The organism is Saprospiraceae bacterium (assembly GCA_026129545.1).
Taxonomy (GTDB): Bacteria; Bacteroidota; Bacteroidia; order Chitinophagales; family Saprospiraceae; genus M3007.
Window position 1 is genome coordinate 1,778,952 of sequence record JAHCHX010000001.1, and the last position, 19,956, is coordinate 1,798,907.

Below are 19,956 nucleotides of genomic sequence, written 5' to 3' on the forward strand. Positions count from 1 at the left end.
TTGCCATATCCCCACCGCCACCGATGCAACGACTTGTTCAAAGTACCGCTAAGGAAGTTGGTACCTGTAGATATTAGAATCACTCGTCAGGGCGAGTTGAGTGTCCCCCGATGCGTTCTTCCAGCAAACAGCGGCATCGTTCAAACGAGCAGGCTGGTTGCCTTCGCAAGGGGGCGAAACCAACATTCGCAACTGCCCGGTGTGAATATCGAATACGGTGCATTCATTGTATTTTGAAGTAACGAGCAGGCCAAGTTGGAAATCCGTGTGAGTGTATGGACTTGCGGCCTGTCGCAATCTGTACCGTCGAGAAAGCGTGGCCATATCGTAGGCAACAATGTCTTGCCCACTCGTTTTTACCAGCATCAGTTGTTGATTTGCCCAGACCTTTTCGCCATGCACAAAGGCTCCATACTCACCAACAGGCAGTTTGGCGGATGCCTTAATCGTCCCTGTTAGTATATCCAACGCCAAAATTTCATCAAGCAAAAGGATGTAGGAAAGGCCACTATTCGCCACCGCCACATCATTGACGGAATAATGGGAGGGCTGCGCATTGAGTTGCTTGCGTTCGTACACCCACTTCTGATGGGCGATGTCGTAAAGCCCCATGAAAGTCAACGTCTTGTATTCGTCTGTTGGCTCCATGAAAATCACAATCAGGTATTCTTTGTTGTCGGAATCCGCCCATGTGGCCAACTTGGCCACTCTTCCATAACCGCACCAATGCGTATACACTTGACGGCTATATTTTGGGGTGATGTATTCGCCGAAATCCGCCGACGAGGCAAGCGAGCCTTTATAAAGCGTCTCAAAATGTCTGCCGTTGGCATCCATGATTTTGCCTGCCACAAAAAAACTTGAACCTATTCCCGTGAGAGATTTGCCGTCGAGGGTGCAATCGGGCAAATTGAGTTCCCAAGCCAAGCGGCCTGTGCTCGTGTTCATGGCAACGACAGCGGCGCTTGAGGCGGCACAGGCCAAATCGCCGTTTGAATACAATCGGGTGGCGCTGGAAAAAACCCTCCGGGCATTGGTGGAGTTTGCCCGTCCCAACGTGGTGCCAGTCTGCACATCATACCACGCTACCCCATCGGGGGTGGTGAAGAGTGCGCAGGAACCATTGGTTAAGCGCACAGACGACAGCATCCAGCCGGGTTCAAGTGCCGAAAAACCCGCAGGGGAGATTTTGCCTGTGGTGTCGCAGGTGATTTCGACCTCAGGGAAAACAGCTTTCAGCAGCAATCGGCGTCCGTCGTCGGCGCAGGAAGACAGTATGATGGATGCAATGACGAAAAACAAAAATGTCCTTTTCATAGTGTTTACCAATTTTGTTCAGCAATGTTTGCTGGGTCTTGTTTAAAAACTGAGACAAAAGTCAGCCTGTCATTGCGTTGGTTTGAATTGACATTCGTTCGAGACAGATAATTTTTTATTCCATTTGAAGACAAACTCAATTGTCACCCCGTCTATGAGCCAATACCTAATTTTCGGTCTCAATTTGAAACATCAGAATGCATTGCCGACGCTCGTGAGGATGCTGGTTTTCAAGCCTAACTGTTTTTGGGCTACCAAACTGGAATAGGAGGCCGTGCCGCCCAAAATATTCCGAGCGTCGAGGCGGTCGTGACAAGTGTGGCCGATGGAGAGGAAGTTCATGTTGGGGCGAAGTTACAGGGAGTTTAGAACGGTCACCCCTTTATACCCATTTAGAACCGTTTACTCGAACAGTTGAAATTGAACCATCGTCGTTTTCCGCTTTAGCAGCTGGTCATTATTGCGCAAATGAGCGGCCGGCAAAACTAAGGCCTCTTGCATTTCATTTCTCAAATCTTCGGATGAGCCGAGGTGGTAAAAATGGTTGAAAGTTCTGATTTCGAGGCCGTTCCAAAAGTTGTCAATGTGGTCGTTTCTGCGGTATTTGTTTTCGAGCCACATGGAAAGGGCAAATCCGCAAGGCAGTTTTTGCGCCAGTTCTGCCAGTTCGACGGCATCTTTTTCTGTCCATTGGTTGAAATAGTCGGTATGTCGCCCGATGTAGGGAGGGTCGAGATAAACGAAGTCATTTGCTCTGGCTTTTAAAAGGGTCATTCGCCAATCAGCAACTTCAAATGTCCAATCCCGGCCTTTCATCATCTTTTTGACCCAAGAGATTTGGTGGACTATTTTTGTGATGTAGGCTTGGGCGAAACGTTCGGGTTTGTGGCCGAAAGGGACGTTGTATTCACCCTTTGAATTGAAGCGCATCATGCCGTTGAAGCAACTGCGATTGAGGAACAAAAAATCCAACGGTGAGCCTGTTTGATTGAATCTTTTCCGAACTTCCATGTAGTAGTCTTGCCCGCCGTTTTTCAATTTTTCATCTGCTTCTTTCAAATATTCTTTTACCAAAACTTCGTCAACTTGACCGCTTTGAATCTGCTGGTACAGATTGATTATGTGTTTGTTGGTGTCAGAAACCAATGCGCGTTCGGGTTGAATGTTGAACAACACCACGCCCGAACCGAGAAACGGCTCAATCCATTTGCCCATTCCGTCCCACTCAATATTTTCCGCGATGAAGTTGACCAATTTTGTCTTGATGCCTTGGCACTTCACCGGCGGAACTCCTACTTTTTCGATATGACGGGGCAGTTTACTCATGGTTGATTCCTTTATAAGTCAAGTACGATTTGAGGTTGTTGTAATGCGGTTTTTCCAGCCCAATGGCTTTTGCCATGTCAGTCGTTAGGTAGTTCATCCAGTAATCATCAAAGACCTGCTGGCCGTTTTTTATTTTTGTGAAAAGCGCTGTGCCGTTTTTCAACTCTTTGATGCTGGTTGTGGAGCCGATGTTTTTGGTATTGCCGCTACCGGGGCGGTCTATGGCAATTTTCCATTTTTCCTGAATGAAAAAGTCAAAGTCCCTCACGACGGAGGCAATGTTTGGCAAGTCATCAATCGAATAGTGTATGCGCTCATCAATTTCGTTTTCCGAAGCAGAATATAGCACCCCCAGAATGTAATGCTTCGAATAATCATTGTACGGGAACGAGATGTTTTTGCTCGAATTCCGATTGCGAAAGTAGCCTGTGAAAGCCCCCAAAGTCATTCCGTTCACTTTTTCGCTGTTGACCCGGTAAGTGCTTTTCAGGTCAACGGCGATTTTTTCTCGGTTTTTTCCATGAATGAAGGTCAAATCGGGGTAATGATTTTGATGCGCAGAAAGAACAAGTTCGTAGTCATTTTCCTTAGCAAACTTGACAATCACAGGGAAAATCATCAACTCGATAATCTTGGAAACAACCTTCGTGTCAATCGAAATCGTGTAAATGTTTTTGTAAAGGTCAATGAAACCTTTGACTGTCCACTCGCCAGTATCTGTCGAGACAAGAGAGAAGAACTCTGTAAAGCAGGTTTCCAACGATTCCTTGAATTTATCTTTCATTGGAGGCAAAAGTAAAGTTCTCTCAGAATAGTTCGTGGTATCAAATGAAACTTCCGGCTTCTGCCTACTTTTGCGCCCGTTTTTGAAAAGGTCATTATCAGTCATTCGAAGAAGTCATTGAAGTCTTTTTTCAAAAATTGATTTCAAAATAATGACTCCGAATGACCTTAATGACCCTTATTGACCATTTCGTTCATGTCCAATTTCCTTTCAGAACTCCATCGCCGCCGCACCTTCGCCATCGTCGCCCACCCCGACGCGGGCAAAACGACTTTGACCGAAAAACTGCTCCTGTTTGGCGGCGCCATCCAGACCGCCGGCGCGGTGAAAAGCAACAAAATCAAAAAAAGCACCGTGTCGGACTTTATGGAAATCGAGCGGCAACGCGGTATTTCCGTGAGTACCTCGGTCATGGGTTTCGAGTACAGAGACTTGCAAATCAACATCTTGGACACGCCGGGCCACGAGGATTTTGCTGAAGACACTTACCGGACTTTGACTGCCGTTGACTCGGCCATCGTGGTGGTGGACGTGGCGAACGGCGTGGAAAAGCAGACCGAAAAACTTACCAAAGTCTGCCGGATGCGCGACACGCCGCTCATCTTCTTTGTCAATAAAATGGACCGCGAGGGCAAAGATGCGTTCGACTTGCTGGACGAAATCGAGCAAAAATTAGATGTGAAAGTGCGTCCTCTTTCGTGGCCGATTGGCATGGGGCAAAGGTTCAAAGGCGTGTATAATTTGTACGAGCGGAAACTCGTGCTGTTCAACCCGCACGGCAAGCAGGAGGACGAGGAAATCATTGTGTTTGAAGACCTCGCAAACCCCGATTTGGAAAAACACATCGGCGAAAGCGCCGCCCGCGAACTGCGCCACGACGTGGAAGTCATCGAAACCGTCTATCCGCCTTTCAAAATCAAGGACTACCAATCGGGCGCGATTTGCCCCGTGTTTTTCGGCTCGGCGGTGAATAATTTTGGCGTGAAAGAACTTTTGGATTGTTTCGTCGAAATCGCCCCTACCCCACTCCCGCGCGAGGCCGAAGAACGCCTCGTGGAGCCGGAAGAGCCGAAAATGAGCGGCTTCGTGTTCAAGATTTTTGCCAACATGGACCCACGCCACCGCGACCGCATCGCTTTCCTGCGCATCTGCTCCGGCAAGTTTGAACGAAACAAAAACTACCGCCACATCCGGCTGGGGCGCGACATGAAATTTCCCAACCCTACGATGTTCATGGCCTCGAAAAAGACTTTGCTGGAAGAGGCCTACCCCGGCGACGTGGTGGGTCTCTACGATTCGGGCAATTTCAAAATCGGCGACACGCTGACGGAGGGCGAAATGCTGCATTTCAAAGGGATTCCCTCTTTTTCGCCCGAACAGTTCCGCTATGTCGAGAACGCCGACCCGATGAAACAGAAGCAATTTGCCAAAGGTCTCGACCAACTCATGGACGAGGGCGTGGCGCAAATGTTCACTCGCCAGAGCGACGGTCGGCGCATCATCGGCACGGTGGGTCAACTGCAATTCGAGGTCATCCAGCACCGCCTCGAAAGCGAGTACGGCGCGAAATGCCGCTACGAACCCGTGAATCTGCACAAAGCCTGCTGGGTGAGCGCGACCGACCCGAAGGCGCTCGAAGAATTCCTCGAGCGCCGCAAACGCGACATCGCCAAAGACAGCGAGGGGCAGTTGGTTTTCCTTGCCGAAACCCCGTGGATTCTGCAAACGGCGCAGGAGAACTTTCCGAAAATCAGGTTTTCGTTTACGAGTGAAGGGTGAAAGGCTCGACAAGATGCCCTATATTTGCACAAAGATTTAAAAAAGGAGGTGCTTATGCACAACTTGGCCGAACGCAAACAAGAACTTATCCAAGAGGTGTCGCAAATCAGCGACGAGCAGGAATTTGCTCAATTGGAAGAGACGCTTCGCAAAATCAAGGCGCGACAGGAACGCATCCGAAAATATCGCAGACCCATGCCGAAAAAGACCGACCCCGAAGCCATAAAACGGCAACGTGGATTCAAAGGACATGACAAAGAAGCCTTCATGCACCTCATACGAGAAATGAATGTCCAAGAACCCGTTGAAGAACTGCTTGCCATGCTGACCAAATGATTTACCAATTCGACACCAACATCGTCGTCCACTATCTGCGCGAATCGGAAGTGATGTACCGCGTCGAGCAGATGTTCGACCCTTTCAATCCTGCCAATGAAATTTGGATTTGCGTGGTTTCGCTCGGCGAATTAAAGTCTATGGCCATTCAAGCCAAGTGGGGCGCAAAAAGACTGCGACAGTTAGAGACCCTGTTGGATATTCTCAACCCGATTGACGCAGAAGACATTCTCGACCGCTATGCCGAAATAGACGCTTTCAGTCAGAACAAATTGCCCACCCAACCACTCAGTCTCACAGCTCGCAACATGGGCAAAAACGACTTGTGGATTGCTGCCACCGCTTCCATACTTGACGCCCAATTACTCACTACCGATTTTGATTTCGACCATTTGAACGGCGTGTTTCTGAATGTTGGAAAAGTGTGAACAGAGTCTTGGCAAACGACGCAAGAAAATTTTCCCAAAATCAGGTTTTCGTTTACGAGCGAGGGGTAGGTTTGTTTGACAGGATTTACATGATTTTTACAAGTCGTTTTTCCTGTGAATCATGTAAATCCTGTCAAAAACTCAATCACATATTCACGAACACCTCGTAGGAATATGTCCATTTGCGCTCCTCGCCGGGTTTGAGTTCGACGACCCATTCGAGGTTGTACGAAGGATTCACCCGAAGCGTCGCCTGCTCTTGTTTGAGCGTCCATTTTTGCTCGGATTTCAATGGCGTGCCTTCGATGCTGCGGCAGATTTTGAGCGTCACCGGCTCGGTTTTGTAGTTCACGACAAGCACTTGCGCCTCTATTTTCACCTTGTCATAGGTCGTGCTGAAAAACTTTTTAGCGTTCTCCACGCGGTCCACGTCGCCTTCGCCGTGGGTGATTTTTATTTCGGGGGTTTGCGCGATTTTCACTTTGCAGGTGGCGCCGGGCACGGTGTATGGCAGCATATCCTGACTCAGAGGTTGCAGCCCCGCTTTGCTTTGTGAGAGCAAATTGGCCGCGCCGGTCGTCCACGGGTAGTTGGTCATGTTTTTGAACTCGACGTAGTGCGTTACGGGGATTTTCTCCTCCGGGCCGCTTCTTTTTTCCTGATAATAATAAGGGCGCTGCGTGTTGGAAGATGGCAGGTTACACTCGTAGAAATGCGTCGGCTGAACGTCCGTTTCAAAAATCGGGAACTGATAGCGGCTGTTTTTGGGGAAATTGCCGGGGCGGATGGAGTAAAAATAAAAATCCTCCGCCTGCGAGCCGTCAAGCCTACCCTCCATCGGAACGACGCGCTCTTCATAGGTCTCGGCGTCAAAAGCGATTTGGTAAGCATTAGAATATTGGCTGGAAATTCTTGACATCGCGTTTCCCCTGTAAGGGTCAAAATCTTCTCTCGTTGTCTCAGGGCCGAAGTCGAACAAGAGCGATTTTTTGTTGGCGAACGTAAAATTCGGAATACCAACGGCCAGCCTGAGCTCGGCATCGCCCAAGTCCTCCGCGTCGTTGGCGATTTCGGCGCGAAGCGACAGGCGGCCTTTCGTCTTGTCGAGCAGTTCGAGGCGATACACCGGCATCCAGCCGAGATTGTTCACCAGATACGAGAGGCCGATTTCTTGCTCGGCCTTTTGGGTTTTAAAATTCAAATCGAGGCGTTTTTGGGCTTTCTTGGCCGAAATATTGAAATCTGGGGCATCGGAAAAATCGAAGCGCCGAATTTGGTTCGTTTGAATCGTCGCCCAAGCGCCAGACTCTGTTTTCACCACGAGGTATTCCGCCCCGTTTTGCCCTCTCATCAACCGCTCCCCAACGCCTATGATGGTCATATCGCCCCGCTCGTGACTTCCTGCGACATAAAAAACCGCTTTTTTGCCGAGGTTTTTGCGAAGAATATCGCCTGTGTTGACGATTGGGTCGGAAATATTTACCGAGTCCTGCACGGTGAACACCGACGACAACTCGTCGCCAGCCACCCAATAAGTGCCGAACAGGGCGTCGGGTAGTTCAGCCATGGAGTGGCGACCATTCTTCGCCTGAACTTTGCCTGACTTAAAGAGCAGGGATTTTCCGTTTTTGAAAATGGTGACGTGTTTGATGGGGAGATTTTGTGCATTCAGGCCAACGGCAAGGCTGAACAAGAGGAGGGTGCAAAGATGTTTTTTCATAAAAGGAAGGTTGTTTGAGGGAAAAAACGTTCAAAAAGGGGGAATCGTGTTTCCGAGCGAACACTTCGCCACGCCGCTTGTTTGTCCTGCAAAAAAAATTCAAGCCATGCGCAAAATGCTTTGGATACTCGCAGCCGCGCTGTTGCTTCTTGGCGCAGCCGCCTTCACCTACAACTCCATTCGCAGCAAAACCCTCGCCCGTCCCATGCAAACAACCGTTGCAGATTCTACCAAAACTTCTTTCTACAGTTTCACCGTCAACTCGTTGGACGGTCAGCCCGTCTCCTTCGAGCAATTTCGCGGAAAAAAAATTATTGTGCTGAACACAGCCTCCGAGTGCGGCTACACGCCTCAGTACGCCGATTGGGAGAAATTTTATGCCGAAAGCAAAGACCAAGTCGTGGTGCTGGGTTTCCCATGCAACGACTTTGGCGGTCAGGAACCCGGCTCGGCGGAGGACATCAAAAGTTTCTGTCAAAAAAACTATGGGGTGACGTTCCCGATGTTTGAAAAAGTAGCAGTGAAAGGCGCGGACAAATCGCCCGTCTATCAGTGGCTGACCGACCCCGCGCAAAACGGCTGGAACAGCCAGGAGCCGTCGTGGAACTTTTGCAAATACGTCCTCGATGAGCAGGGCAATCTCACCCATTTTTTCGCTTCCAAAATAAAGCCCAGTAGCGAGGAATTTCTGAAAGCCATGGGGATGTGAAGGGGTGTTAGGGGTCATTAAGGGTCATTAGGGGTCATTGAAAAATAGCAAAAATGACCCTTAATGACCCTCAATGACCCCTAATGACCCCTGATTACCCTACTCTCCTCAACTGCCCATACGTCCGGTAGCCGGGGTTTTCGGGCGAAGCGATGATGAAGACTTTGGCACCTGAGAGGGTCTGAAGTTCGATGTTCGAAGCATCCGTGATTTGCACAAAATCCGACTCTTTGGCATCCTCACCGTTGAACAAAGCCTCGCCTTCAATGACGTAGGCCGAGTAGATTTTCCCTTTTTCGGCAGGCAGTGAATAGGAGCCGTTTTCCATTTCAATTTGAAGAACCTCTACGCCCGGCGTGTCCATGCGAAACGGGCTGCCAGCGCCGACGAGCGTTTTTACCGTCGCGTCGTTCACCGTTTTCACTGGAAAATCAGCAGATTTGTAGTCATCGTAGGTGGCGGGTTTTTCGAGGGTTTTGCTCAAATCTGGGTCGAACCAGATTTGGAAAATCTCGCCGTCTTTGGCAAGAAATTCAGAATGACTGATGCCGTTACCGGCTCGGATGATTTGCACATCGCCTGCTTTCAAAGGTCGCCATTCTTTCAGTTTGGTGTCGTAGTGGCGGATTTCGCCTTTCAGGACAAAGGAACAGATTTCGAAACCCTGGTGCGGGTGCAGCCCGATGGTGCTGTCGGTCACGGCTTTTGCGTGCGCCCAATAAAAAAGGTTGGAATAAGGCCGCACACTCGAATGGTCTTGCGGGAAGCCAATGGGTTTGTTCTCAACAATCTCGCCGCCATTGAAAGCGCCGTAGCCTTGTTGTTCTTTCGGAATGATTCGGACAGGCATGACTTTGTTGTTTAAAAATTTAGGATTAAAACACTTAAATCAATGTTTGGTTTTTCAAAAAATTCTGTTCCGAACGAATCCTTACTTTTGCCCGCCACATCACCACTTTGCCTGTGAATTTCATTGCCCGAATGCTCCGACGCTGGTACCGCTCCATCCCTCGAGATGAAAGCGGCAAACTCCTGTGGGGCAAATACTTCCGACGCTTGTTGCTCCGGCTGACGCTGTGGTTTTTCGGCCTCACTATTGGATTCACGCTGCTCTACGCCGTCGTGCCGGTGCCGCTCACGCCCTTGATGCTTATTCGATGCTGGGAACAAGCTTGGGACGGCGACCGCAGCGTGCGCCTGCGCCACCAATGGGTTCCGCTCGATGCGCTATCGCCCCATCTCCAGCTCGCCGTTGTTTGCTCTGAAGACCAGTATTTTCTTGAACACACGGGTTTTGACTTTCAAGCAATCGAAAAAGCGTACACCCACAATAAAACCCACAAACGCAAGCGCGGCGCTAGCACCATAAGCCAACAAACAGCCAAAAACGTGTTCCTCTGGCCCAAACGCTCTTGGCTGCGAAAGGGATTGGAAGTGTATTTCACTTTCCTCATAGAGACCTTGTGGAGCAAACAACGCATCATGACCGTGTATCTCAACAGTATTGAATTCGGCGATGGCATCTACGGCGCGGAGGCTGCGGCCAAATATTTTTTTGGTAAAAATGCCGCACAACTCAACCGCCAAGAATCCGCCCTGCTCGCAGCCGTGCTGCCCAACCCTATTGTCAGAAAGGTGGAAAAACCTTCCGCGGAAGTGCGCGAGCGTCAGCTTTGGGTGCTTGGGCAAATGCGTATGTGGGGCGGCAAAATTGACTACGAAGAACCCAACACGCCCAAAAAACCGGGAAACAAATAGACGCGCTCCCTACCAGAAATTATGGCAAAGAAAAATAAGAAAGCAGCCTCTGCGCCTGCTCCTCCGTCGGTAAAAACACCCGCTGTGGCCAAAGCCACCGTCGCGGTCGGAACCTCCTTGTTCGAGCGCCCGTGGTTGCCACAATTGATATTGGTAGCCGCAGTCGTGGCGGTCTATGCCGCCTCGCTTGACAATGGGCTGGTTTTTTTCGACGACGACAAGGCCATTCTTTACAACCACACCCTGCAAAATCCATCACTCGCCAAGTTCTTCTCTGGCCAAAATCTCGGCATGTACGCCCCGCTTTCGTGGATGGCCTATTGGGTCGGCAGCCTCATTTCGGGGCAAGAGGCGTGGGGCTATCACTTGCTCAGCCTCGTCCTTCATGCACTCAACGCGACGCTGGTATTCACCCTACTCAAGCAACTGACCAACAAACACTGGGCAGCGTTTTTCGCGGCATTGTTGTTTGCCGTGCATCCCGTGCAAGTGGAAGCCGTGAGCTGGGCCGCCGCGCTGAGCACCGTCCTGTTTTCCACGTTTTATCTCTGTAGCGTGCTGGCATATCTGCACTGGCGACGCTCCTCCGCCACAACCTGGATTGGCTTGTCGCTCCTGGCGTTTGCGGCTGCCTGTTTGTCGAAATCCGCCGCCGTCACGTTGCCACTCGTACTCGTTGCGATAGATTATTATTTGAGCTGGAAAAACCAATTGGGGAAATCTTGGCTAAGTAAAGTCCCGTATTTTGCCATCGCACTTGCTTTCGGCCTCTACACTTTTGTGACGCGGGAGCAAGAAGGTCACGACATTGAGGCCACCTCAGCAGCTTTCACCGCGCTCGACCGTTTTTTCATGGTGTGCCAAACCCTTTTGTTCTACCCCGTGAAAATGCTTTTGCCTTTTGGGTTTTCCATTTCATACCCCTTTGTCAAAATAGGCGGCGCATGGGATTGGACGTACTATGCTGCGCCGCTTGTGCTCATTGCGCTTGCTTTTTTTGTTTGGAAAAAATGGCGCGACCAACCCAATCTGCTGCTTGGCGTGGGGCTTTATCTGTTGCCGCTTGCGGTGATGCTGCCCTTCCGAACGGTGGGCAGCTTCGAACTCCGCTCCGACCGATACGTTTACCTTTCCTGCGTGGGCCTGTTCTTCATAGCAGGTGTTTTTTTGGAAAAAACAAAAGCGCAAATCCGCAATGGCATCATGGTGGCGCTGGCCGCCGTGTTAGGCTTTCTTGCGTTCAAACAAACAGCCGTCTGGGAAAATGGCGTGGCCCTATTCAATAATTGCACGGAAAAAACACCCGAATCGGCGCTTTGCCAGTGCAATTTGGCCTACAACCAACTGCTCGGTCTCGATTTTCAGGGGGCCATCCGGCACTACTCCGAGGCGCTGAAATACGACCCTACCACCATAGAGGCCTACAACGGCCGCGGGCAAGCGTATTTTCAGATGCGGCAAATACCCGAAGCATTCGAAGACTTCAACAATGCCATCAAGGCCGGGCTGTCGTCTCCGAAGCTCTTCCTCAATCGCGGCAAATGCCATGTGATGCTCAATCGCCCGAAAGAGGCCATCCCCGATTTGACACGCAGTCTCGAACTGGAGCCAAAATCTGCGGAGGCGCACTATTTCCGCGCGTTTGCCCGCGAAAAAACCGGCGACCCGGAAAACGCGATACGCGATTACGGCAGCGCCATTCAACTGAACCCCAACTATGTGGAAGCATTGGTCAATCGTGGCCTGCTGCGATACACCGCAGGCCAACTCAAAGAGGCCATCACCGATTATTCGGAGGCGTTGAAAACGGCTGCCCAACAGGTGCAACCGATGATTCTGAACAACCGGGCCAACGCCTATCTGCAAGCGGGCCAACTCAACGAAGCACTCGACGACGTGAACAGGGCGTTGGCCGTCAATCCCCAATACCCGAGGGCCTATCAGACTCGAAGCGCTGTTTACAACAAACTCGGCCAACCAGCCAAGGCACAGGCAGACTTGCAGGTAGCGCAACAAATGACGGGACGTTGAGCGGGTCGGTTGGAAAACAAAAAGCGATAGGCACTCAACCGCCTCACGCATTTGGGCTTTCACACTTCGCACCGCCAAGTTTTGAGCACGGTGAAAAGCGCAATCTGTTCAAAACCACGACATCAATCACGGACATCTGACTAGTATCGACAAATCAAGGTGTACTTTCGGCATTGAATAGTTTGTTAACCTACCAATGGGTGTGGGGTGCATTGCTATTTTTGCCGCTCATTTTCAAAAAAAATCGGCTCTGCCCTGACTTTTTCTCATGAAGAAAGCGCTACTTCCCTTCTTGTTTTTTGCCCTGATTTTGCCCACTGTTTACGCTCAAAAAAACTACGAGTTGACAAACGGCAGCTGGTACAACGGCAAAGATTTTACGCCCGGCACTTGGTATGTGACAAATGGCTTGCTCAGCAAAAAAGCACCCGCAAAAGTTGATTCGGTCGTTGATTTGCTCAATCGTTATGTCATACCACCCATGGGCGACGTGTTCTGCTCAAACGTGGCCGACAACCCTTCGGCAGCCAACATGGTAAAAATCTACACCGATGAAGGCTCTTTCTATCTTCAAATCCTTTCCAACACGCAAGAGGGACGCGCCAAAACACAGACCTTGCTCAACAAACCCGGCGCACCCGATGCGGTTTTTGCCAACGGCGGCATCACTTGCACCCTGGGTTTCCCTTTCGTCAAATACGAGGCTCCCGCGCAGGGTTTCCGCAACCCAGAGGCCATCGCTCAGAATTACGAATCGCTCCGCGCCTCCAGCAAGATGCTCGGCGATGGGTATTGGTTCATTGACAGCAAACAAACCCTCGACAAGAACTGGGAAAAAATAATGACCCAAAAACCCGGTGTCATTTCAATATACCTGCTTGATAGCCAGCGTAGTGGCGGCAAAGAAAACAGGGGGCTTACCCCCGATGTGGCCAAGGCCGTCGTCAAAAAAGCCCACAAGGCCAAACTGCCCGTGTGGGCCCATGTGGAGACCGTCGAGGACGTTCGACTCGGCCTCAAACTCGGTGTGGATGGCTTCGCCAATCTTCCCGGCCACAATTGGGACGGCACCGGCGACGTAAAGCAATACGAGCTCACTGATGCCGACTTACAACTCTTGGCAAAGAAAAAAACGGCCGTAGCCACTTTGTTCTCTCACGCGCAATCAGCCACACCGCGCCCAGCCGTGCAGAATTTCCACACCAACACCCTCAAGCGCCTTTTCAGCAACAAAGTGAACGTGGTGCTTGGCTCCGACGACCCGCAACGCGGCGGCAGAGCCGAACTCAACTACTGGCACCTACTTGGCGGCCTCGATGAGGCAAGTGTCTTGAAAACCCTCTGCGAAAACACCCCGCGAGCCATTTTTCCCAAGCGAAAAATCGGCAAAATCGAGGAGGGCTACGAAGCCAGTTTTCTAGTGCTCAACGACAACCCGCTGACCAATATCCTCAAGGTGCGCGCCTCCGCTTTCAAAATGAAAAACGGGCAGTGGGTGAAATAAAGAGGACTTTTGACGGGATTGACAGGGCACCCCGATTCAAAACGGGCGTGAAAAAACCTGCCAATCCCGTCAAAAACAGTTGTGCGAGACGAGCACACATTCCTCCAAAGAGTGCCTCCTTTTGACAAAAACAATTTGGATGAAGGCGAATCAAAAAATAATCCGTTTTTTTCGCCTCGAAATTCTAATCACACTTACACATCATCCACCATGAGGCAATTTTCCAAACCGATTCTGCTGTTCGCCTTCCTAATTCTGCTCCTCGACCAATCATCCGCCCAAGACCCTCGTTTCTCCCAGTTCTACGCTTCCCCTTGGAACCTCAACCCTGCCATGACAGGGCTTTTCAACGGCCGCTGGCGCGTCACAGCCAACTACCGCGACCAATGGAGCAGTTTTCTCAACCCCGTGCCGTTCCGTACCTACGCGGCAGCCTTTGACGCGCGTTTTGAAGTAGGGCGCGACGACTACGCAGCCTTTGGCATCGGTGCCATGCACGACGAGGCCGGCACGGCACGCTTCGTGCAAAACAAGGCACAAATCGGGGGCGCGTTTCTCAAGCAGCTCACGGGCGGGCGTTATCGCGCGCAAAACTACCTATCGGCAGGTGCCCAACTGGGGTTAGGGCAAAACTCGATTGACTGGAGTCGTTTGTGGTTCAGCCGTCAATTTGACAGCGCCAACGAACGCCCCAACACCGACCTCTCCAACGGCGAGCCTAACGCCAACGCCAACTCTAAAGCATACCTTGATTTCAATGCGGGGCTACTGTGGTATGTGTTGTTTGGCACCGACGGCTTCCTCTATGCCGGAGGCGCCTTGCACCACATCAACTCCCCAGCCATCTCGCTCAACGACGACGACCAAGAAACCCTCTATTCGCGCTGGTCGGGTCACGCAGGGGGGCAATTTCCGCTCACCGACAATTTTAGCGCCCTGCCCGGAGTGCTTGTGATGAAACAAGGCCCTGCCTTTGAAACTGATTTTGGGGTAAACTTTCGCTATTCCAACAATGACTTGAACGAGCTGGCACTCCGTGCGGGCGCGTGGGCAAGGCTTGGCAACAAATTGGACAGCGGCCTGCAAATGGATGCCATCACCATCGTCGGTATGCTCGAACTCAACCGATGGACACTTGGCCTCAGCTACGACATCACCACTTCCAGCCTCACGGCAGCGAACAACTCTCGCGGTGCGTTTGAGATTTCGCTGAGCTACTTCCATCCCGGCGAGCGCCGGGCACGCATCGTCTGTCCGAATTTTTAAAATTTCCTTTGCTATGAGAAACCCCCTCCTTCTTTTCGCGTTCCTGCTACCCTGCTCGCTCGCAGCTCAATCAAACTGGGCAAACTTAAAAATCACGCCCGCGCAACCCAAGCCCGGAGAAGCGATCCGCATTGAGTACAACTGGCTCGGAGGCCCGTTGAAAGACGCGGAAAAGATTGAAATGCTGGTGTTGGAATATGTGGAAAAGACCCCCGAATTGAAAGAGTTGGACTTGCGCAGCGAGGGGAATCGCGTCGTTGGCACCTACACCTCACACCCTCAAGCATTGGTGGCGGGCATCGTGATACAGGCTGGCGAACGGCGCGACAACAACCAGCGCAAAGGCTATTTCATTCAAATGTGCGATGCCTCGAAGCATCCGATGCCGGAGGCACTTGCCGCACAGGCCGTTCTGTTTTCCGATTGGGGACGCTTGCTCGACTTGGAAAACCAACCCGAATGGGCGCTCGACTGGCTCAATCAAGCCTTCGTCGCACGCCCCGACTTGAAGAAAAAGTATTTCAATACATACGTCAACGCCACACTGCGAGCCAAACGCGGCGACGACGGCAAGAAAGAGGCGCTGGCAGTGTTGGAAGAAATGGAAAACAACCCCGGCCTATCGGAAAACGACCTGAACTCGCTCATCAACACCTACAACCGTCTTAAAGAAACGAGCAGAGCTACCGCGGCGCGAGAAAAATTCAAGTCAAAATTCCCAGACGCTGCCGCCCGCCAAGACCGATTCCGAGCGGCCAGCACGGAGTCCGACCTGAGCAAGCGAGAAGCATTGCTGGATGCGTTCAAGAAAGATTTTCCGCCAAAAAACGACGAGGAAAAAAACGCGCTGGAACAGCAGTACGCACAAATACTGGGTCAGTTGGGCGAACAAAAAAGCTGGCAAGCATTCAGCGCCGTAGCAGCCAAGACTTCTGCCGCGCAGCGTGCCAACGTTTACAACAACATCGCATGGGAATTGGCTGAAAAGGGCGAGGATTTGGCAATGGCTCAAAAATTGGCCGCCGAAGCCGCCACATGGGCAAAGCGAGAAATCACAGCCCCTACCGATGCCAAGCCCGCGGTTTTGACCAAAAAAGCATGGGACGACAGGCGCAAGAATACTTACGCCATGTACGCCGACACCTACGCCTACATACTCGACAAGACTGGCGACCCGCTCAAAGCCTCCGAATATCAAGCAGAGGCAGTGGCCATCAACGAGTACGGCAACATGGACTTCAATGAGCGTTTCACGGGTTACCTCGAACGCGCAGGCTCGCCCGACCTCCGTCATCAACTCGAAGGATTCATCCTAAAAGGCGCGGCCAGCGCGAAGATGAAAGCACAGTTCCAGAAAGCATATCTCGCCGAAGACAAATCCAGCACCGGCTATGCGGTCTATCTGGCATCGTTGGAGCGCATCGCGCACAACAATCGCAGGGAAGAGTTATTGAAAAAAATGCTCGACGAGCCTGCCCCATCCTTCACGCTGAAAAACTTGAAAGGCGAAACGGTCAGCCTCGAAAAACTGCGTGGCAAGGTGGTCGTCGTTGACTTTTGGGCAACATGGTGCGGCCCATGCAAAGCGTCTTTCCCCGGTATGCAGCAGGCTGTGGACAAATATCAGAGCGACCCCAACGTGGCCTTCGTTTTTGTGGACACTTGGGAAAACGTCGCGGAAAAAGAGAAAAACGCCAATGAATTTATCAAGAACAACGGATACACTTTCAATGTGTTGATGGACAACGACAACAAAGTGGTCACTTCGTTTGGCGTGTCAGGCATCCCCACCAAGTTTGTGGTGGACGGAAAGGGTAAAATCCGCTTCAAAAGCATCGGCTACAGCGGCAGCGCCGATGCACTGGTGGAGGAGTTGAGCCTGATGATTGAAGCCGCCAAAGCAGCGCCATAAGCCATAAAGGTTGAATTTTTTGATGCTCAATTTTTCCCGCCCCCTTATTCTCGCTTCTCAAAGCCCGCGTCGCAAGCAACTGTTGCAGGAGGCGGGCTTTGATTTTTCGGTGCAAGCGTTTGATGTGGATGAAAGTTTCCCCCCGGAAATGCCTCCGACGGAGGTGGCCCCGTGGCTGGCCCAACGCAAAGCCCACGCGGCGGCACATCTGATAAAAGCACGCGAAGTTGTGTTGGCCGCCGATTCGGTCGTCATTTTGGACAATGCCATTTTCAACAAACCCAGCGATTATGGCGATGCTTTTCGCATGATTCGGCAGCTTTCTGGCAAGCAACACACCGTCGTCACGGGTGTCTGCTTGTTGGCAAAAGAAAGGGAAAAGGTATTTGCAGGCATCACAAAAGTCTGGTTCGCCGAACTGAGCGACGAGGAAATTGACTACTACATCCGCATCTGGCAGCCTTTCGACAAGGCAGGCTCTTATGGCGCGCAGGATTGGATTGGCCACTGTAAAATCACCCGGATTGAAGGCACATTTCAGAATGTGATGGGACTACCCGTTGACTTGGTGTATGCGGCCTTGCGTGACTTTTTATGATACTTTTAACAGATGTCACCCACCTGGCGATGAACTAATTTTATGAGTTCCATCGTTCACGCTTTGTTTTTCCCAACAATTAACCAGTTAAACTTTTTTTCTATCATGTCACACTACCTCGCAGAACGCAACGAGCGCCAAAGCCGACGCCACGCTTTGGTGCTGGCCATCGCCCTCCACCTTGCTCTTGCAGCCCTTTTGTACCTCTACACGAGCGAGGAGTCCTCGAACCAACCGCGCATCCCCGAACCAGTCAAGCTCGAAAAAGAACGACCACAGCCGCAAGCAAAGGCTGTCAATCTGCCATAAGCCCCTGTACCAACCCAAGGGGAAAACAAGAGAACAGAAGTCGCACCTATCCCACAGGTGCGACTTTTTTTATTTTAGCCAAACCCGCATCAGGTAGTCGTCCGCCGTGAGGTAAAGCGCCTTCCCCTCATTGCCAAAAGCGCAGTTGGAAGTTGCCTGCCCAGTGTCTATCCTGCCGAGTATCGTTCCGTCTGGATGAAAAACCCACACACCTCCCGGCCCTGTGGCGAATATGATTCCTTGTGCATTGACCTTGAGGCCATCTGGCAGACCGGGCATCTCCTTCGACACTTTGGAGGTGGCATCGTGAAACAAGCGGCCATGGCCCAGCATCCCGTCGGGCTGCACATCGTAAGCCACCCAGATGGCTTTGTTCGGGTCGGAATTGGCGACGTACAGCGTCCTTTCGTCAGGCGAAAAAGCGATACCGTTGGGGCGAGTGAGCGAATCAACCAAGAGGTTCAGCGTGCCATCGGGTTGAAGCAGGTAAACCCCTTGAAAAGGGATTTCTTTGAACGGGTCATCCATTTGTTTTTCCAAACCATAAGGCGGGTCGGTGAAATACAATCGGCCTTTACTGTCAAAGACAGCATCGTTAGGGCTGTTGAGCCGCTTGCCATCCCATCGGTCGGCGAGGGTCGTGAATTCGGGTTGGGGTTGTTGGAGCGGCGCGTTCATGCGAGCGACGCGGCGGTCGCCATGTTGGCAAAGCACGAGCAGGCCATTGCCGTCAAGCAGCAATCCGTTGGCGCCCGGCTCGCCCGTGCGAGTTTGCTTGCCAGTATAGCCGGAAGGTGTCAAATAGATGCTCGTCCCCTCCCCTTCTTTCCAGCGCATGATTCGGTTGGGCGGAATATCGGTGAACAGGAGAAAGGCACCATCCTTTATCCAAATCGGGCCTTCTGCCCATTCAAATCCTTCAGCCAGTATTTCGATGTTGGCATCGAAGGCGATGATGCTGTCAAGCAAAGGGTGGAAGCGCTCGATTTTGCCAGTAGTGGCATAACGAGATTGCGTCGGGGACGTTTTTTGAGAAGCTTCTTGTTTGCAGGCTACCAACAACAGGGCAGCAAAGCAGAAAGGTAGCAAGGAGAAATGTGGTGTCATAATAGAGTTCGATTGATTCGATTATCCGCATGGTTGAGCCGTTCGGACGGCCCGCTTGGTCGTAACATTTGTAAAATGGGGGTCAATGTCGCTCGCCAAAAATCAAACTCCCGATGCGCACTATCGTGCTCCCCTCTTCCACGGCAATGCGCCAATCGTCCGACATTCCCATCGAGATTTCGCGGAAATGTAGGCTTGAGGAGAAGTAATTCGTTTTGAGGTTTTGAAAAATAGATTTCAAATGTCGGAATTCGCGGCGCACCTGTCCCGCATCATCGGTGAAGGTAGCCATGCCCATCACACCGCAAACCCGTACGTTTTTCATTTGCTGGAATGTCTCGCTGGCGAGCAATGTGCTGGCTTCCGCTTCGTCGAGACCGAACTTGGTCTCTTCCTTAGCGATGTGAAACTGTAGCAGACAATCCACGACGCGATGCACCTTGCTTGCTTGTTTGTCAATTTCTTGGAGCAGTTTCAGGCTGTCCACCGAATGAATCATCCGCACAAAAGGCGCGATGAATTTCACTTTGTTTGTCTGCAAATGGCCAATCAAGTGCCATTCGATGTCGGCGGGCAGCGCGGCTTGTTTTGCAAGCATCTCCTGTACGCGGTTCTCGCCGAAGATGCGATGGCCTTGCCGATAGATTTCCATCACTCGTTCGGGTGGATGAGTTTTGGAAACCGCAACCAGGGTAACATTTTTGGCAGCAAGTTCGCGGAGTAGTTCGTTTAGCATCATTTTTGATACCCAAATTGAAGAGGGTTTGAAGATTTCCTTGATTGATTTGTATGATTTTCAAAGGATTGCGAGCGCCGCTCGTTCATAACCACCTTGTCAGACCCTGTACTCAGGGGCTTGCCCGGCCAAGGGAAGCGGACGGGGCTGACTTGCGTTGACTAGAAATGAAAAGCAGGCAGTAAAAGTAGGGTGAAAGTCAACTTTTGGAAAAAACGGAAAGGTTCGCGTGTGAATTTTTTGCAAAGCCTTACCCATCGCGTGTTATCGTTGAGATGCTTTGCGGCTTTTTGCCATACCTTAGCCGCCCTAATTACCCAAAGCTGTTTTTTGACA

Annotated in this window: 19 protein-coding genes; 11 read left to right on the top strand and 8 right to left on the bottom strand. The window is 51.3% G+C overall.

All coding sequences use genetic code 11. The features are described 5' to 3' along the window. Positions 1 to 48: 48 nt before the first annotated feature. The 4 genes from KIS77_06795 to KIS77_06810 form a co-directional block, all read right to left on the bottom strand. The gene (locus KIS77_06795; protein MCW5922028.1) at positions 49 to 1,317 is read right to left on the bottom strand and encodes a hypothetical protein; all 1,269 of its coding nucleotides are present in this window, start codon (positions 1,315 to 1,317) and stop codon (positions 49 to 51) included. 192 nt (positions 1,318 to 1,509) lie between these two features. After that, entirely contained in the window at positions 1,510 to 1,659 is a 150-nt protein-coding gene (locus KIS77_06800) for a hypothetical protein (GenBank protein ID MCW5922029.1), read from the bottom strand. Positions 1,660 to 1,719: 60 nt separating this feature from the next. Beyond that, positions 1,720 to 2,643: a Dam family site-specific DNA-(adenine-N6)-methyltransferase gene (locus tag KIS77_06805; protein MCW5922030.1), complete on the bottom strand. Its 924-nt coding sequence runs from the start codon at positions 2,641 to 2,643 to the stop codon at positions 1,720 to 1,722. Beyond that, on the bottom strand, positions 2,636 to 3,427 hold the full coding sequence (locus KIS77_06810; GenBank protein MCW5922031.1) for a hypothetical protein: 792 nt from the start codon (positions 3,425 to 3,427) through the stop codon (positions 2,636 to 2,638). The genes KIS77_06805 and KIS77_06810 overlap by 8 nt, the downstream gene beginning before the upstream one ends. Before the next feature lie 195 nt (positions 3,428 to 3,622). On the opposite strand from KIS77_06810, the gene KIS77_06815 reads away from it, so the two are divergent. From KIS77_06815 to KIS77_06825, 3 genes are read left to right on the top strand one after another with little or no spacing between them, the layout of a single operon-like run. After that, positions 3,623 to 5,206 (top strand): peptide chain release factor 3, encoded by a 1,584-nt coding sequence (locus KIS77_06815; protein MCW5922032.1) that lies wholly within the window; start codon positions 3,623 to 3,625, stop codon positions 5,204 to 5,206. Between the two features lie 54 nt (positions 5,207 to 5,260). Then, complete coding sequence (locus KIS77_06820; GenBank protein MCW5922033.1) at positions 5,261 to 5,542, top strand: hypothetical protein; 282 nt, start codon at positions 5,261 to 5,263, stop codon at positions 5,540 to 5,542. Continuing rightward, positions 5,539 to 5,970, top strand: coding sequence for a PIN domain-containing protein (locus KIS77_06825; GenBank protein ID MCW5922034.1), 432 nt, complete (start codon positions 5,539 to 5,541; stop codon positions 5,968 to 5,970). The genes KIS77_06820 and KIS77_06825 overlap by 4 nt, the downstream gene beginning before the upstream one ends. Before the next feature lie 145 nt (positions 5,971 to 6,115). On the opposite strand, the gene KIS77_06830 is transcribed toward KIS77_06825, so the two are convergent. After that, positions 6,116 to 7,690 carry a DUF4139 domain-containing protein gene (locus KIS77_06830; protein ID MCW5922035.1) on the bottom strand — a complete coding sequence of 525 codons (1,575 nt, stop codon included), beginning with the start codon at positions 7,688 to 7,690 and terminating at the stop codon, positions 6,116 to 6,118. A 106-nt stretch (positions 7,691 to 7,796) separates the two neighbouring features. Between KIS77_06830 and KIS77_06835 the strand changes: the two genes are divergently transcribed. Continuing rightward, positions 7,797 to 8,399 carry a glutathione peroxidase gene (locus tag KIS77_06835; protein ID MCW5922036.1) on the top strand — a complete coding sequence of 201 codons (603 nt, stop codon included), beginning with the start codon at positions 7,797 to 7,799 and terminating at the stop codon, positions 8,397 to 8,399. 94 nt (positions 8,400 to 8,493) lie between these two features. On the opposite strand, the gene KIS77_06840 is transcribed toward KIS77_06835, so the two are convergent. Further along, entirely contained in the window at positions 8,494 to 9,249 is a 756-nt protein-coding gene (locus KIS77_06840; GenBank protein MCW5922037.1) for a pirin family protein, read from the bottom strand. A gap of 113 nt (positions 9,250 to 9,362) precedes the next feature. On the opposite strand from KIS77_06840, the gene mtgA reads away from it, so the two are divergent. The 7 genes from mtgA to KIS77_06875 all read left to right on the top strand — a co-directional run bounded on the left by mtgA (position 9,363) and on the right by KIS77_06875 (position 17,777). Further along, positions 9,363 to 10,157: a monofunctional biosynthetic peptidoglycan transglycosylase gene (mtgA, locus tag KIS77_06845; protein ID MCW5922038.1), complete on the top strand. Its 795-nt coding sequence runs from the start codon at positions 9,363 to 9,365 to the stop codon at positions 10,155 to 10,157. 21 nt (positions 10,158 to 10,178) lie between these two features. Next, positions 10,179 to 12,188, top strand: coding sequence for a tetratricopeptide repeat protein (locus KIS77_06850; protein MCW5922039.1), 2,010 nt, complete (start codon positions 10,179 to 10,181; stop codon positions 12,186 to 12,188). A 268-nt stretch (positions 12,189 to 12,456) separates the two neighbouring features. Beyond that, the gene (locus tag KIS77_06855; protein ID MCW5922040.1) at positions 12,457 to 13,692 is read left to right on the top strand and encodes an amidohydrolase family protein; all 1,236 of its coding nucleotides are present in this window, start codon (positions 12,457 to 12,459) and stop codon (positions 13,690 to 13,692) included. A 210-nt stretch (positions 13,693 to 13,902) separates the two neighbouring features. After that, the gene (locus KIS77_06860; GenBank protein ID MCW5922041.1) at positions 13,903 to 14,958 is read left to right on the top strand and encodes a PorP/SprF family type IX secretion system membrane protein; all 1,056 of its coding nucleotides are present in this window, start codon (positions 13,903 to 13,905) and stop codon (positions 14,956 to 14,958) included. 13 nt (positions 14,959 to 14,971) lie between these two features. Further along, complete coding sequence (locus KIS77_06865) at positions 14,972 to 16,870, top strand: TlpA family protein disulfide reductase (protein MCW5922042.1); 1,899 nt, start codon at positions 14,972 to 14,974, stop codon at positions 16,868 to 16,870. Positions 16,871 to 16,892: 22 nt separating this feature from the next. Further along, the gene (maf, locus tag KIS77_06870; protein ID MCW5922043.1) at positions 16,893 to 17,468 is read left to right on the top strand and encodes a septum formation protein Maf; all 576 of its coding nucleotides are present in this window, start codon (positions 16,893 to 16,895) and stop codon (positions 17,466 to 17,468) included. A gap of 105 nt (positions 17,469 to 17,573) precedes the next feature. Then, positions 17,574 to 17,777, top strand: a complete 204-nt coding sequence (locus tag KIS77_06875) for a hypothetical protein (protein ID MCW5922044.1) — start codon at positions 17,574 to 17,576, stop codon at positions 17,775 to 17,777. A gap of 69 nt (positions 17,778 to 17,846) precedes the next feature. Here KIS77_06875 and KIS77_06880 read toward each other — a convergent pair whose 3' ends face one another. Further along, entirely contained in the window at positions 17,847 to 18,884 is a 1,038-nt protein-coding gene (locus KIS77_06880) for an SMP-30/gluconolactonase/LRE family protein (GenBank protein ID MCW5922045.1), read from the bottom strand. Positions 18,885 to 18,966: 82 nt separating this feature from the next. Further along, positions 18,967 to 19,623 carry a YggS family pyridoxal phosphate-dependent enzyme gene (locus tag KIS77_06885; GenBank protein ID MCW5922046.1) on the bottom strand — a complete coding sequence of 219 codons (657 nt, stop codon included), beginning with the start codon at positions 19,621 to 19,623 and terminating at the stop codon, positions 18,967 to 18,969. Positions 19,624 to 19,956 lie beyond the last annotated feature (333 nt).

Bases quoted from the DNA above. Each gene is read 5' to 3' on its own strand.
- KIS77_06795 (MCW5922028.1), bottom strand. From the start codon at position 1,317: ATGAAAAGGACATTTTTGTTTTTCGTCATTGCATCCATCATACTGTCT.
- KIS77_06885 (MCW5922046.1), bottom strand. From the start codon at position 19,623: ATGATGCTAAACGAACTACTCCGCGAACTTGCTGCCAAAAATGTTACC.
- KIS77_06815 (MCW5922032.1), top strand. From the start codon at position 3,623: ATGTCCAATTTCCTTTCAGAACTCCATCGCCGCCGCACCTTCGCCATC.
- KIS77_06850 (MCW5922039.1), top strand. From the start codon at position 10,179: ATGGCAAAGAAAAATAAGAAAGCAGCCTCTGCGCCTGCTCCTCCGTCG.
- KIS77_06855 (MCW5922040.1), top strand. From the start codon at position 12,457: ATGAAGAAAGCGCTACTTCCCTTCTTGTTTTTTGCCCTGATTTTGCCC.
- KIS77_06830 (MCW5922035.1), bottom strand. From the start codon at position 7,690: ATGAAAAAACATCTTTGCACCCTCCTCTTGTTCAGCCTTGCCGTTGGC.
- KIS77_06820 (MCW5922033.1), top strand. From the start codon at position 5,261: ATGCACAACTTGGCCGAACGCAAACAAGAACTTATCCAAGAGGTGTCG.
- KIS77_06805 (MCW5922030.1), bottom strand. From the start codon at position 2,643: ATGAGTAAACTGCCCCGTCATATCGAAAAAGTAGGAGTTCCGCCGGTG.
- KIS77_06810 (MCW5922031.1), bottom strand. From the start codon at position 3,427: ATGAAAGATAAATTCAAGGAATCGTTGGAAACCTGCTTTACAGAGTTC.
- KIS77_06835 (MCW5922036.1), top strand. From the start codon at position 7,797: ATGCGCAAAATGCTTTGGATACTCGCAGCCGCGCTGTTGCTTCTTGGC.
- KIS77_06800 (MCW5922029.1), bottom strand. From the start codon at position 1,659: ATGAACTTCCTCTCCATCGGCCACACTTGTCACGACCGCCTCGACGCT.
- KIS77_06840 (MCW5922037.1), bottom strand. From the start codon at position 9,249: ATGCCTGTCCGAATCATTCCGAAAGAACAACAAGGCTACGGCGCTTTC.
- KIS77_06860 (MCW5922041.1), top strand. From the start codon at position 13,903: ATGAGGCAATTTTCCAAACCGATTCTGCTGTTCGCCTTCCTAATTCTG.
- KIS77_06865 (MCW5922042.1), top strand. From the start codon at position 14,972: ATGAGAAACCCCCTCCTTCTTTTCGCGTTCCTGCTACCCTGCTCGCTC.
- maf (MCW5922043.1), top strand. From the start codon at position 16,893: ATGCTCAATTTTTCCCGCCCCCTTATTCTCGCTTCTCAAAGCCCGCGT.
- KIS77_06825 (MCW5922034.1), top strand. From the start codon at position 5,539: ATGATTTACCAATTCGACACCAACATCGTCGTCCACTATCTGCGCGAA.
- KIS77_06875 (MCW5922044.1), top strand. From the start codon at position 17,574: ATGTCACACTACCTCGCAGAACGCAACGAGCGCCAAAGCCGACGCCAC.
- KIS77_06880 (MCW5922045.1), bottom strand. From the start codon at position 18,884: ATGACACCACATTTCTCCTTGCTACCTTTCTGCTTTGCTGCCCTGTTG.